This window comes from Selenomonas oralis (assembly GCF_051603425.1).
Classification (GTDB): Bacteria; Bacillota; Negativicutes; order Selenomonadales; family Selenomonadaceae; genus Selenomonas; species Selenomonas sputigena_A.
The window spans coordinates 1,102,834-1,115,523 of record NZ_CP194411.1; the positions used below are offsets into that span (position 1 = coordinate 1,102,834).

Consider the following 12,690-nt stretch of genomic DNA (forward strand, 5'->3'; position numbering starts at 1 on the left):
CGCCATGGGGTATGATGTTGAATGATGGGGAAAGGAGCGGCTTCTATGCGCATTACAGATCTTTTGAAGAGCGAGAGCATCGCGCTCGGCACGTCGCCGAAAGACAAGGGCGATGCGATTGCTATTTTGACGAGCCTGATGGAAAAGGGCGGCAATCTGGCGGACAGGGCGCAGTATGAAAGCGATGTGCTCGCGCGTGAGGCATCGGGAACGACGGGGCTTGGGGACGGCATCGCGACGCCTCATGCGAAGAGCGCGGGCGTGAAGGCGCCGGGGCTTGCGGCGATGACGGTGCCGGGCGGCATGGATTTCGAGTCGATGGACGGCAATCCTGCGCGGCTCTTTTTTGAGATTGCGGCTCCTGATACGGCGGCAGATGTGCATCTCGAGGTGTTGAGCAAGCTGGCGACGATGATCATGGATCCGGATTTCAAGGAGGCCTTGATCGCGGCGAAGACGAAGGAGGAGTTCCTCGGGCTCATCGACGCCAAGGAGGACGGGACGTTCGAGGCTCCGGCGGCGGACGAGGCCGCGGAGGGGGAGCCGCTGCCCGAGGTGTCGGCGAAGAAGGTGCTTGCCGTCACGGCCTGCCCGACGGGCATCGCGCATACCTTCATGGCGGCGGAGAGCCTGGAGCAGCACGCAAAGCGGCGCGGCATCCCTATCAAGGTGGAGACGAACGGCTCGGGCGGCGCGAAGAATGTGCTGACGGCGGCGGATATCGCCGAGGCTGCCTGCATCATCGTCGCAGCGGACAAGAAGGTGGAGATGGCGCGCTTCGAGGGCAAGCCGGTCATCCAGACGAAGGTCGCGAATGGTATCAACAAGGCGGACGCGCTGCTCGACGAGGCTCTTTCGGGCAAGGCGCCGATCTACCATCACGCGGGCGGCTCGGATGCGGCGGAGGGCGCCGCGCCGGAGGATGAGAGCCTGACGCGCCAGATCTATAAGCATCTGATGAACGGCGTATCGCACATGCTGCCGTTCGTCATCGGCGGCGGTATCCTCATCGCGCTGGCCTTCCTCTTTGATACCTTTGATCCGGCGAACCCGGGAAGCTTTGGTTCGAATACCTGGTACGCCAAGACGCTTATGGATATCGGCGGCGTGTCCTTCGGTTTTATGCTGCCGGTTCTTGCAGGTTTCATCGCCATGAGCATTGCGGACAGGCCGGGACTTGCGGTCGGTTTCGTGGGCGGCGCTCTTGCTTCGGCGAGCGGCGCGGGCTTTTTGGGAGCCTTGATTGCGGGCTTCGTTGCAGGCTATGTCGTGAATGGTCTCAAGAAGGTGTTCTCCGGCCTGCCGCATTCTTTGGAAGGCATCAAACCCGTACTGCTCTATCCGCTGCTCGGCGTTTTCCTGATCGGTATCATCATGCTTTTCGTGATCAATCCGCCGGTTTCCGGTATCAACAACTGGATGATCGATACGCTGAAGGGCATGGATACGTCCAGCCGCGTCCTGATCGGCCTTCTCATGGGCGGCATGATGGCGGTCGATATGGGCGGCCCCGTGAACAAGGCGGCCTATGTCGTCGGCACGGGAATGCTGGCTTCGGGCGAGTATGGTATCATGGCTTCGGTTATGGCGGGCGGCATGGTGCCGCCGATCGCCATTGCGTTGGCGACGACGTTCTTCAGGAACCGCTTCACGGAGGCGCAGAGGAAGTCGGGCGTTGTCAACTATGTCATGGGGCTTTCATTCATCACGGAAGGTGCGATTCCGTTTGCAGCGGCCGATCCGATTCGTGTGATCCCGTCCTGCATCATTGGTTCGGCGACGGCCGGCGCGCTTTCGATGTTCTTTGACTGCACGCTTAGGGCGCCGCACGGCGGCATCTTCGTCGTGCCGACGATCGGCAATCCGCTGTTGTACATTGTCGCTGTTCTTGTCGGCGCGATCATCAGCGCGATTTGCCTCGGTTTGGTCAAGAAGCGCGTGGAATAAGGCGCGTGTTTACAGGATAAGAAAGCGGCCGGCTCTGCTGCGGGAAAACCTCGCGCAGGGTCGGCCGCTTTTTGCGGGAAATGTTATGCGTTCAGATTCTTAGCCCAGGCGGCGAGTGCGGCGATGTCCTCGGGGCGCGTGCGGCAGCAGCCGCCGATGATGCAGGCGCCGGCCTCCTGCCATGCGGCGGCGCAGACAGCGAGCGGAAGGCGCGCGCCGTGCCAGCGGCCGCTCTCTGTGTCGTAGGTTTCGCCGGAATTGGGGTAGACGATGACGGGCTTCTTCGTTTCCTGACGAATCTGCCGGATCAGCGGCGTGATGAATTCGGGTGCGGTGCAGTTGACGCCGAGGGCGGCGACCTGCGGTGCGGCGGCAAGACGCGCGGCGCAGAGGGCGAGAGGCGTGCCGTCCGAGATGCGCCTGCCATCCCTGCAGGAGAAGCTCAGCCAGCAGGAGAGCTGCGGATGGGTACGCAGCTCCTCGACCAGCGCTTCGGCTTCGAGGAGGGAGGGCAGGGTTTCAAAGGCGATGATATCGGGATGCGCTTCGGCGAGGAGGCGCAGGCGCTCCCGATGGAAGAGGCGCAGTTCTTCTTTCGTGAGGCCGTAGCCGCCGCGGTATTCGGAGCCGTCGGCGAGGCAGGCGCCGTAGGGACCGAGAGAGGCGGCGATGAGGGGCGGCGCTGCGGCCGGGTTTTCGCTTTGGTATAGAGCGGCGGCTTCCCGGGCGAGCCGGACGGAGCGGCGGATGAGTTCCGCCGCTTTTTCGCGTGCGGCTCCCTTGCGGCAAAAGCCTTCAAGCGTGGCCTGATAGCTTGCCGTGGTGATGATCTCGGCGCCGGCGCGCAGGTAGTCGAGATGCACCGCGCGCACGAGTTCGGGGTGATCGAGAAGCGCCCGCGCGCTCCAAAGCTCGTCGGCGAGGCAGAGGCCGCGCCGTTCCAGCTCGCTGGCAAAAGCGCCGTCGAGGATGAGGACGCGTTTTTCGCGAAGGCGCTTTTCGATGGGGTTCATGACGGTTCCTCCAGGCGTATGGCGATGCGTGTGAGATAGTCTTTTTCGTCAGAGGCGGCGATTTCGTCGATGAGGCTTTCCTCGTAGGAGCAGCCGACGGGGGTCAGCGCGTGCTCCGCCAGGTAGGCGCGCAGAAGTGCGTAGGCAGGCGCAGTCTTCATGTAGTCGCCTGCGAAATAGGTCACGAGGTAGCGCCCGGCGAGGCGTTCGTGCCGGAATTCTTTCGGCAGACGGCGCAGGGGCAGTGCGGTGGGGGTGAAGTAACGGCAGATGAGCCCTTCCTGTCCCGGCGTCATGTAGTCGGCGCGTTCGACCATCGCGCCGAAGCCGAAGCCTGCGTAGACATCGTGGGACAACACATAGCGCAGATGAGCGGCGATGGCCTTTTCCACTGCCGCATGGTGCCCCTGCTCCTCCCAGGTGCGCGTCGCCTCGGAAAGAAGCAGCGTCGCCTTCTCCCACTGCTCCTCGTATACTTTCCCGACGGTGATGCTTTTGGCGGCGGACAGACGTTCGCTTTGCCTGCGCACGAGGGCGCGCTTTCTGAGGAGCTCCTTGATTTCTCCGTCGAGCCAGGTCTCCTGGCTTTGGAGAAGCTCCTGAAGGTTTTCGGGGCTGCGCTCCTTCATATAGTCTTTGATCTCTCCCAGTTCCAGTCCCATGCCGCGCATGGTGCGTATGAGGTGAAAGGGATAGATCTGCCAGAAGGAATAGGTGCGGTAGCCGTTCGCGGCGACGCCCGCAGGCCGAAATATGCCCTCGCTGTCGTAGTAGTGCAGGGTGCGTTTGTTGACCCCGGTGATCTTGGCGAATTCCCCGGTGTGAAATGTCATGCGGCGCGGCATGGCGACAGCTCCTTTCTTTCCCTGCTTTGCGGGAGTTCGTGAAATGGGAAAAAGATTTGCAGGGCAGGCTTGACATTACAGTTACTGTATAGTTTACTATGAAAGTCCAAGAAGTCAAGCCCGAAGGGCGCAGGCGGATTGGCGAACTTTCATTAAGGGCGGCGCACAATGTCCACAAAGTGGACGTTTGTGCGTGTAGGTTACCATGAAACCCCAAGAGGTCAAGCCAAAGGTGCAGACCGATTGGTCAGGTTTCTGTAAGGGCGGCGCACAATGTCCACAAAGTGGACGTTTGTGCGTGTAGGTTACCATGAAACCCCAAGAGGTCAAGCCAAAGGTGCAGACCGATTGGTCAGGTTTCTGTAAGGGCGGCGCACAATGTCCACAAAGTGGACGTTTGTGCGTGTAGCTTACACTGGAAAATAACAAGAATCAACCGCTTGGGAAAGGATGGATTTTGCATGAACGCATTGGCGCGGCATTTCGGTCTCGGAGGGCTTCTGCGCTTTGCTGCTCCGGCGATCGGCATGATGCTGGTCATTTCCATATATACGGTCACGGACGGCATCTTTATCGGCCGCTACGCGGGCAGCCTCGCGCTGGCCGCTTCGAATATCGTCTATCCGGCGCTGAATCTCGTTTTCGGCCTTTCCATCATGCTGGCTTCGGGCGGCTCGGCTCTCGTCGCAAAGACGATGGGCGAGGGGGATATGGCGCTGGCGCGCAGCCGCTTCACGATGATTGCGGCGGTCGGAGCGGCGCTCGGCGTATGGCTGGCGCTTTCGGTCTTCTTCTTCATGGAGCCGCTTCTTTCGCTTCTGGGTGCATCGCCCGAGCTTTATGCGGACTGCCGCTCCTATCTCGCGGTGAATATCTTTTTTGCGCCGTGCATCGCCCTGATGATTGTTTTCAATGCCTTTTATATTGCCGACGGACGCCCTGTGCAGGGATTTTTCGTCTCTCTTACGGCAGGGATGGTGAATGCCGGGCTGGACTATGTGTTTCTCGCGCTTTTCGGCATGGGCGTATTCGGCGCAGGCCTGGCGACGGGGCTTTCTGATCTGACGGCGGCCGTTTTGGGGCTGCTGTATTTTTCGCGCTGGAGCCGCACGATTTTCTTCTCGCGCTTTTCCTTTTCCCTGCGCCCGCTTTTTCGGGCCGCCTATAATGGCTCTTCCGAGATGGTCACGCAGCTCTCCGTCGGCATCACGACGTACCTCTTCAACCTCGTGACCTTCGCCTATGCAGGGGCGGACGGCGTCGCGGCGATCAGCATCATCCTCTATGCGGAAATGCTTCTGACGGCTGTATTCATGGGCTTTTCCAACGGTGTCGCGCCGATTTTTTCCTATCGGTTCGGCGCACGGGACTATGGGGAGCTGCGCCGTCTGCTGCGCCTGTCGCTCGGCGTGCTCCTTGCCTTCGGGTTTCTGTCGTTTGCGGCGGCGCATGTTTTTGCCGCGCCCTTGATCGCGCTTTTCCTGCCCGACGGGGGTCATGTCTATACGCTCGCCCACGGAGGTTTCCTGCTCTTTTCCTGGAGTTTCCTGCTCTGCGGCTTCAATCTCTTCGCTTCGAGCTTCTTCACGGCGCTTTCCGACGGCAAGATGTCGGCGATTTTGTCCTTCGTGCGCAACCTTGCCGGCATCGTGATCTTCCTGCTCGTCCTGCCGCGCTTCTTCGGGCTGGACGGCGCATGGCTCGCCGTGCCTGCCGCCGACGCCGCCGCCGTCGTGCTCTCCTTCTGGCAGCTCCATGGAGCCGCCGAATCCTTTCGGGAAAAGAAGGAAAAGGCGCGGGTCGGGGTGATCTTGGAACGATGAAGGACTGGGACTGAATTTTTTGTCAGCGAGAAGGAGGATGAAGCGATGGGGAGGATCATCGTTTGCCTTGCAGCGGCAGCTATTTTTTGCGGCATATTGCCGGCGGCTGCCATTGTCGCCTCCGCGACGCCGAAAGCGGACGAGGCGAACGAGGCGCGGCAGCCGGACTACGGCGTGGCGCTTTCGGGGCGCTGTGCTGAGGCGGATTTTTGGTGCAGCGCGGCGGGGGAACGGCTCCTGGGCACGGCGGAGGACGTCGCGGCGCTGAATGAACGACTGCGCGAGGCCGAGCCGAGCCTGGTGCGCCTGGAGGATCTGCCGCGCGCCGTCTCGCGCGCCGGGCTGCGGCGCTGGATGGAGGAGGCCGCACCCGCACGCGGGACGTGGTATGCGCCGGAAAAGCCGCTGGCCGATGCGGCCTATGCAGCCGTTGTTGAAAACTGCGGCATGGAGGAATTGCCGCTTCGAAATACCGTGCGCTATGGCGTCGCGGTGCGCCGTGCTGATCTGCGCCTTTTGCCGACGGAGGACGCCTGGCTCGATACGCCGGGGGATGTCTGCTACGACAGCCTGCAGGCGACGGCGGTCGATCCGGCGGAGCCTCTGGCTGTATGGGCGGAGAGCCGGGACGGCAGGTTTTTCTTCGTTTCCATGCGCTATTACCGCGGCTGGCTGGCGCAGGAGGACGTCGCCCTTTGCTCCCGCGAGGCATGGCTTTCCTATGTGAAGCCTGCGGACTTCCTCGTCGTGACGGCGAATCGCTACGAAGCGCCCGAAGCGGCAGGCGGACAGATCTATCAGCTCGGCAGCCGCATACCGCTGGCAAAGCGCGGCGGGGCGCTGCTTGCCCGTCTGCCGCAGAGGGCGGCGGACGGCAGGCTCGAGGAGCTTTTTCTGCCGCTTCCTTACCGTGAGGGGGATGCGCAAGGCGTCGACAGGGCGGCGGACGATCCCGCTGCCCTGCCGCTCCATCGCGGTTTCCTGCCCTATACGGCAAATAATGTCCTGCGCTCGGCCTTTTCTTGCCTCGGCGATGTCTACGGCTGGGGCGGGCAGGACGGCAGCGTTGACTGCTCGTCCTTTGTCGCCGATGCTTACCGCACGGTGGGCATCGAGCTGCCGCGTGACGCCGACCGGCAGGAAGCGGCGTTTTTCGGCGCGGCGTCCGACACGGAGCCGGACGGCAGGAAGAGCGCTGTTTTCCCGTGCGCCGTCGATCTGGAAAATCTCTCCTCGAAGGCGCGGACAAGGGAGCTGCTCGCCGCGCCTCCGGCAAGCCTTCTCTTTCGCTCGGGGCATGTGATGCTGCTTCTCGGCGAGGATGAGGGAAAGCCGTACATCATCCACTCCTTAAGCGGCTGCTGGGAGAGAACGCCGGCAGGCATCGTGCGCCGCCGCATACGGCGCGTGCTCGTCAGCGATGCGTATTTTCTCACGGGCAGCGGCGGCACGAATCTCGACGCCTGCACGAGCATCGGCAGTTTCGTTTCAAGAGAGGGGAAATAGCTGCGCCGATTGTCTTGTATGGCAAAGGACCTTTGTGATACAATAAAATAGGTTCTTATATATTTATTGTATCATAAAGGGGATGATCTTGATGAAGAAATGTGTGGGATGCGGGATACCTTTGCCGGACGACACAAGCTTTTGCAGCGAATGCGGCGCTGCCCAGACGGCGCCTGCGCCGCAGGCCGCGGATGCCGCGCCTGCGGTGACGCATTGCCCGCAGTGCGGCGCTGCCGTGGAGCCGGGGGCGAAGTTCTGCGCCAGCTGCGGACAGAGCATCGCAGCCGCAGCGGTGCCGGCTGCGCAGCCGGCGATGGGGAATGCGGCGCAGGGCCAGGGCGCCCGTAATTTTGCGCCGCAGGGACAGCCGCCGCAGGGCGGAGCGCAGTCCTTCGGTGCGCCGGGACAACCGAAGCGCTTCGATGCGCCTAGTCAGCCCCATCGCTTTGGCACGCCGCCTGAAAGCGGCCAGCCGCAGCGCTTTGATGCACAGCCTGCCGGGGGACAGCCGCAGCGTTTCGGTGCGCCGCCTGCAGGTCAGCCGCAGCAGTTTAGCGCACAGAATGCGCAGGGCGGCATGGGCGGGCGGCCTTCTTCCAACCCGCTGCCGGGCGGAGCGAACATCGATGCAAATTCCATCAAGGAAAAGCTCTTCTCCTTCGAGGGGCGTTTGAACCGTCAGCCGGCGATTCTGCGTTTTCTGGCTGTAATGTTCGCCACCATGGTTGTCACAAGTATCGTTTCCGGGATTTTCTATGTTATCGCCGGTATTGCGGGAGAGGTTCTGTCGAGCGCGGGGACGGCTATTGAAATCCTTAGAGCGCTGATTGTCTTTGTGCTTTACATTCCGGCGATCGTCATCAACTTCTCGCTCGCCGTCCGCCGCTGCCATGACATCGGGCTTTCCGGCTGGCTGACTTTGATTTTCCTGATCCCTGTGGTCGGCACCTTCTTCCTGCTGTTCCTCTGGATCAAGCCGGGAACGCCGGGCGATAATCCGTATGGTCCGGATCCTTTGCAGCAAAGGTTCTAACCGCGCAGTTTTGGCGGGCGGCTCTTTTTCTGCCGCCCGCATAGGAAATAGCCGCGCGGTTATGGGATGCGTGCCCGCTCGGCTGCATGGAAGCGAGGGAAAAGAATATGCCTAAGTTTTGCACAAAATGCGGCGCTGCCCTTGCCGAAGGCCAGCGATTCTGCAACAGCTGCGGCGCTCCGCTCGCCGGCGCGGGCGTGCAGACCGGCAGTGCATATCCGCCTGCGCCGGGTCAGCCGGGTCAGCAAAGCGGCTATCCGCAGCCTGACGCACAGCAGGGCGGCTATCCGCCGTATGACGGACAGCAGACGCAGCGGCAAGGTGCGCCTGCCTCGGGATCGAGCAAGACGCTGTTTCTGCTGGGCGGTGTTGCGGCGCTTTTGGTACTGCTTCTCCTCGCCGGCGGAGGCTATGCTTTTTATGCGTACCAAAAGCAGCAAACGCAGGATTCGCCTGTGGTGATTGATCAGGAAGATCCGAAGAAAGCCGATGAGACGCCTTTGGACAACAACGTCGCTGTGCCCGTGAAAGACATCCTGCAGGCATCGCAGGAAGAGCTGGAGGCCTGCGGGGATACGCTCGAGGGGGATATCATCGCTACTTCTTATGGGCACAGCCCGGACGGCTTTCTCGCCGTGAAGCAGCTGCCCAGGACGCCGATCTTTGTCCTGCTTGACCGAAAAAATCACCGCGTCCTGACCTGCTGCCCCGTGAACATGAGCCTGCGGGAATTTGCCAAAAGGCGCGAACAAAGGAATCCCGCTCCCCTGATCGTGCGTTTCGGCGCGTCCAAGCCCGATCTGGGCAGGGATCGGGACAAGGGGAAATGGGAGCATTTCAACCACCACATGGATATCCTGGCGAACTACGAATACGACGGTGCGGGCGAACTCGTCTACGGCATGCAGTATTCCGAGCACGGCCTCCATCACACGAGCTACGATGTCCCACTCTATGAGCAGAAACATGTCGATATGATGAATCTTTTCCTCGCCGAAGCCTACGAGCTTTATAAGCGTTCGCAGGGCACGTCCGCCGATGCGGCGATGGATTTGCAGCGGAAGTAAGAGGAAAGAAATAAAAAGAAAGGCTATGCATAGCCCGTTCGGCTTATGCACAGCCTTTTTCTTATGCTCCGCCCGTTCCGGCCAGGCGCTCGACTTCTTCCAGCGGCAGCTGCGTCGCGGCGGCAATTTGGGAAAGCGTGAGTTTGCCCAGCCCCAGCAAAGCCAACGCCGTCCCACGGGCAGATTCGAGGCGCCCCTCGGCACGCCCGGCCTCACGTCCCTCGGCACGCCCAACCTCACGTCCCTCGGCACGCCCGGCCTCACGCCCCTCGGCACGGCCCTCTTCCAATTTCCTCTCACCGAATTTCTCCATCAGTTCGCACATGGCGTTCACCCCCTCTGGTTTTCCCTTAAAGTAATCCATCCGTTTGGCAAGCTCTTCATAGTGCATTCGTTCGGGGCTCTCGCAGAAAAAATCCTGCATGAGCCTGCCCAGCGGCGTGTCCTCGCGATTTGCCCCGTTGACATAGAGAATATGCGCCCCGTCGTCAAAGGTTTGCTGAATTTCCTGCACCATTCGCTCCACATGATAGAGCGGGTATCCGGCATGATAGATATCGTTTTCCGTGATGAAAATCACCCATGTTTCCGGCAGGTCGGAGAAATCCGCCCCCTTTGCCAATTCACGCGAATCCATCATACTGCTATTATATCGCGCCCGGCGCGATATTGCACCCTCGTTTGCCCGTTGGACTTCGCAATCGTAAAGCTTCCCGTCGCTGTCCTCTGCCAGCACATCAAAGCGAACACCGCGTCCGTAGAGATTGTCCGCGCTCTGCTGTGTGACCACCTGCTTGACAATAAGATCGTCGCGCCCGAGGAAAATGCGCAGTAAAAGCTGCATTCCCTCGATGTTGTCGTCGAAACATACATTGAAAAACGTGTCATCGATCAAACGGAATTTTTGGATCAAGGCAAGATATTCGCTCGGAACGCCTCCTTTAAGCATGCTCATGGCATCCGCTCCCTCTCTCTGTGATACTATCATATTATGTGCTGTGGTAAGCGTTGTCAATATATGCTTTGCCTGCTGCTCCCTTCGGATTACTTTTCCTTGCATTGCAGGACAATTCGCTTTGACAGAGAATCTTAATCTTTAGCAGAAGAAACGATGTTTGCTTTTTGACGTGGGGAACAAGATCGGGGGAAAATGATGAAATATTGCAGAAACTGCGGCACGGCGATTCCCGAGGGGTCTGCCGCCTGCCCGAATTGCGGCACGGGCGTGAATCTTGTGAAGCCGCAGAGCGCACCGCAAGGCGCCGTGCAGCAGAATTGGCAGCAGGGCGCACCGGGGCAGCCGAACCGTTATCCGCAGCAAGGCGCACCGGGTCCGTCGCCGAACGGCTATCCGCAGCAGGGGGATTCATCCGGCAAGAAGGGGCTTTTGCTCGGCTGCGGCATCGCGCTTGTGCTCGCCTTCTTTTTGTTCGCTGCGGGCGGCATCGGCTACTATCTGTATCGCACGAACAGCGATGCGGACACGGCGAAGACGCCGCCGGCACAGACATCGCAGCCCCCCGCACAGGAGCCGGCTGGCGCCCCGTCCGGGCAAAGGAAGTTGGAGACGCAGCAGAATGCGGCGGCATGGAACGATCTCGTGCGGGAAAAAGATGACATCGACATTGCCATCGGCGAGGTGGCAAGCCGCGCCAATCGTCATTTGAGCGCCTATCCGGACTTTCGCAACGCCCCCGGCCTGATGAACGACGCACGGGCCGTCATGGAGCGCGCGCGCAAAGCGGAGAGCCGCGCGAGCATGCTCGAAGGCGTAGATCCGGCGAGACGCAACGCGCTGCGCTCTCTCTTCGCGATCGAGGTGCATCGTGCGCAGGGACTTTACAAGGGCATGGTCGACAGCTCGAACGGCGGCGACTACAGCTACGGCTTCGGCGACGGCACGACCGCCTCGTACGCTTTCGATGAGGCGAACGCGCAGTTCAACAGCCTTTACCGATGAACCGGAGGCACGATAAAAGGCGGGCAGCTGCAATGGCTGTCCGCCTTTTATCGTGCGGTGCAAGGAATGAATTGCTGCCGGAAAAATGCAGCGACATACGCAAGAACATGGGAGATGAACTTGCCGCGGCTGATATGCTCGGCAAGCGGAGCCTTGGGACGTCAGCCTGTAATGGCCACGTGCAGGTCGATTTCCTTGATCAGGCCCTGCTCGTCGACGACGAAGGTCATGCCGTATATTCCATCAAACCAATACGTATGCTGCGGGCTGGCGCTGTTCGATACACTGCCCTCGCCGTACATCGCCCGAACGTTCTCGTAGGGGTCTCCGACGCGGAAGCCCGAAGGCGTCTTGAGGGATCGAGACCGGCACAGGATGGAAGATATGGGCAGATCGCCCGACGGCCCCTTATGGCTTTTCAGATGTCTCCCTATGAACGTGATATCGGGATACTTGTACTTGTAATATGCGACGCGGAAGTTTGAAATCTCCCTCTCCTCTTCCTTGAAGTCCCTGCCCAATACGGCGCTGGCCTTTTCGAGCGGCATGTTGATCTTGAACTCGGCCGTGAACGCCCGGCTCCCCTGCGCAAGGGGGTAGATCAGTACCGCCTCGGATTCGGGCATCGTATGCGCACTCGCCGCGCCGCCGCCAAAGACAGCGCCTGCAAGCAGCAGGACGCCGCAGAAACAGATGCGAAACAGTTTTTTCATTTTCCTTAAATCCTCCTCTGCACATAAAGCTTCCGGCAAAATCTTTCTGCCGCTTCCATACACCATATATTATACTGGATGGACGCCCATTTCATCCTGTACAAAATGACAGGATGAAAAGAAAAATCATACCGGCTTGCACGCCATCGATGCGGAGCAGCCGCTTTTTCCTGCCGTAAATCCGCGAAACCCTCAAAAACTTGCCGGCGTCTGAGGAAGCGTTGATAAATTCAGCACCGGCATCTTGGTGCATCTTTTCCGCCCTGCCTGCGTCGGCAAATCCTCCGCATAGCCCCGCTATGCGTCCGGTTTTCCTCCTTGGCAAGTCGAAAAATCTGCACCAATCTGACGGACTTTATTTTATCAGCGCTTCCTTGACAGGCAATTGTTTCGTATGATATACTTTTCCCGTGGGGTTGAGGAATTTGCCGAAAACGGCCTCACCCTCAGGTTTTTTACGTGGACAAATGTTTCCTTGCTGTTATTGGCTTGAAAGGACTTTTTGGGGGTGCTGTTGAAACAAAAAAATTCCCGTCACTTTACAAAATCGGCCCCAAAAGCCGGAAGCCTCAGAAATCCGTTTCTGAGCCCAGTGTTTTCAAGGGCTGCGGGGGACAGTCTTACATGTACATACATACCGCTTGCGGTATTGAAACAAAGCATTTCCAGCTTTTCCAGCTTCCGGGAAGCGGCTTACATGTACATACATACCGCTTGCGGTATTGAAACGGAAAAGTTCTTCCCGTTCTTCCTCTTCTTCTTGCTTACATGTACATACATACC

General features: G+C 59.8%; 11 protein-coding genes and 1 CRISPR repeat array (1 of these 12 only partly in view). Of the genes, 6 read left to right on the plus strand and 5 right to left on the minus strand.

All coding sequences use genetic code 11. From position 1 onward, the window contains the following. Positions 1 to 45 precede the first annotated feature (45 nt). Positions 46 to 1,947, plus strand: a complete 1,902-nt coding sequence (locus ACRTGH_RS05205) for a PTS fructose transporter subunit IIABC (protein WP_368847929.1) — start codon at positions 46 to 48, stop codon at positions 1,945 to 1,947. An 83-nt stretch (positions 1,948 to 2,030) separates the two neighbouring features. On the opposite strand, the gene mmuM is transcribed toward ACRTGH_RS05205, so the two are convergent. Both mmuM and ACRTGH_RS05215 read right to left on the minus strand, forming a co-directional pair. Then, a complete protein-coding gene (gene mmuM, locus ACRTGH_RS05210) occupies positions 2,031 to 2,960 on the minus strand; it encodes a homocysteine S-methyltransferase (protein WP_368847930.1) in 930 nt (309 codons plus the stop codon). Next, entirely contained in the window at positions 2,957 to 3,805 is an 849-nt protein-coding gene (locus ACRTGH_RS05215; protein ID WP_368847931.1) for a MerR family transcriptional regulator, read from the minus strand. The genes mmuM and ACRTGH_RS05215 overlap by 4 nt, the downstream gene beginning before the upstream one ends. A 461-nt stretch (positions 3,806 to 4,266) precedes the next feature. Here ACRTGH_RS05215 and ACRTGH_RS05220 point away from each other — a divergent pair, with 461 nt between their 5' ends. The 4 genes from ACRTGH_RS05220 (at position 4,267) to ACRTGH_RS05235 (ending at position 9,234) form a co-directional block, all read left to right on the plus strand. After that, positions 4,267 to 5,628, plus strand: a complete 1,362-nt coding sequence (locus tag ACRTGH_RS05220) for an MATE family efflux transporter (protein WP_368847496.1) — start codon at positions 4,267 to 4,269, stop codon at positions 5,626 to 5,628. Between the two features lie 45 nt (positions 5,629 to 5,673). Next, positions 5,674 to 7,134 carry an SH3 domain-containing protein gene (locus ACRTGH_RS05225; protein ID WP_368847497.1) on the plus strand — a complete coding sequence of 487 codons (1,461 nt, stop codon included), beginning with the start codon at positions 5,674 to 5,676 and terminating at the stop codon, positions 7,132 to 7,134. 91 nt (positions 7,135 to 7,225) lie between these two features. Further along, positions 7,226 to 8,167: a DUF805 domain-containing protein gene (locus tag ACRTGH_RS05230; protein ID WP_368847498.1), complete on the plus strand. Its 942-nt coding sequence runs from the start codon at positions 7,226 to 7,228 to the stop codon at positions 8,165 to 8,167. A gap of 107 nt (positions 8,168 to 8,274) precedes the next feature. After that, complete coding sequence (locus ACRTGH_RS05235) at positions 8,275 to 9,234, plus strand: zinc ribbon domain-containing protein (RefSeq protein ID WP_368847499.1); 960 nt, start codon at positions 8,275 to 8,277, stop codon at positions 9,232 to 9,234. A gap of 61 nt (positions 9,235 to 9,295) precedes the next feature. Here the strand turns inward: ACRTGH_RS05235 and ACRTGH_RS05240 are convergent, their stop codons facing one another. Beyond that, positions 9,296 to 10,189, minus strand: a complete 894-nt coding sequence (locus ACRTGH_RS05240; protein ID WP_368847500.1) for an Rpn family recombination-promoting nuclease/putative transposase — start codon at positions 10,187 to 10,189, stop codon at positions 9,296 to 9,298. Positions 10,190 to 10,387: 198 nt separating this feature from the next. On the opposite strand from ACRTGH_RS05240, the gene ACRTGH_RS05245 reads away from it, so the two are divergent. Further along, complete coding sequence (locus ACRTGH_RS05245; protein WP_368847501.1) at positions 10,388 to 11,194, plus strand: zinc-ribbon domain-containing protein; 807 nt, start codon at positions 10,388 to 10,390, stop codon at positions 11,192 to 11,194. A 161-nt stretch (positions 11,195 to 11,355) separates the two neighbouring features. Here ACRTGH_RS05245 and ACRTGH_RS05250 read toward each other — a convergent pair whose 3' ends face one another. Next, positions 11,356 to 11,907, minus strand: a complete 552-nt coding sequence (locus ACRTGH_RS05250; protein WP_368847502.1) for a hypothetical protein — start codon at positions 11,905 to 11,907, stop codon at positions 11,356 to 11,358. A 91-nt stretch (positions 11,908 to 11,998) separates the two neighbouring features. Beyond that, complete coding sequence (locus ACRTGH_RS05255) at positions 11,999 to 12,160, minus strand: hypothetical protein (protein WP_368847503.1); 162 nt, start codon at positions 12,158 to 12,160, stop codon at positions 11,999 to 12,001. 366 nt (positions 12,161 to 12,526) lie between these two features. Continuing rightward, a CRISPR array of direct repeats spans positions 12,527 to 12,690; the repeat unit is 37 nt; unit sequence CTTACATGTACATACATACCGCTTGCGGTATTGAAAC (it continues 164 nt past the right edge of the window).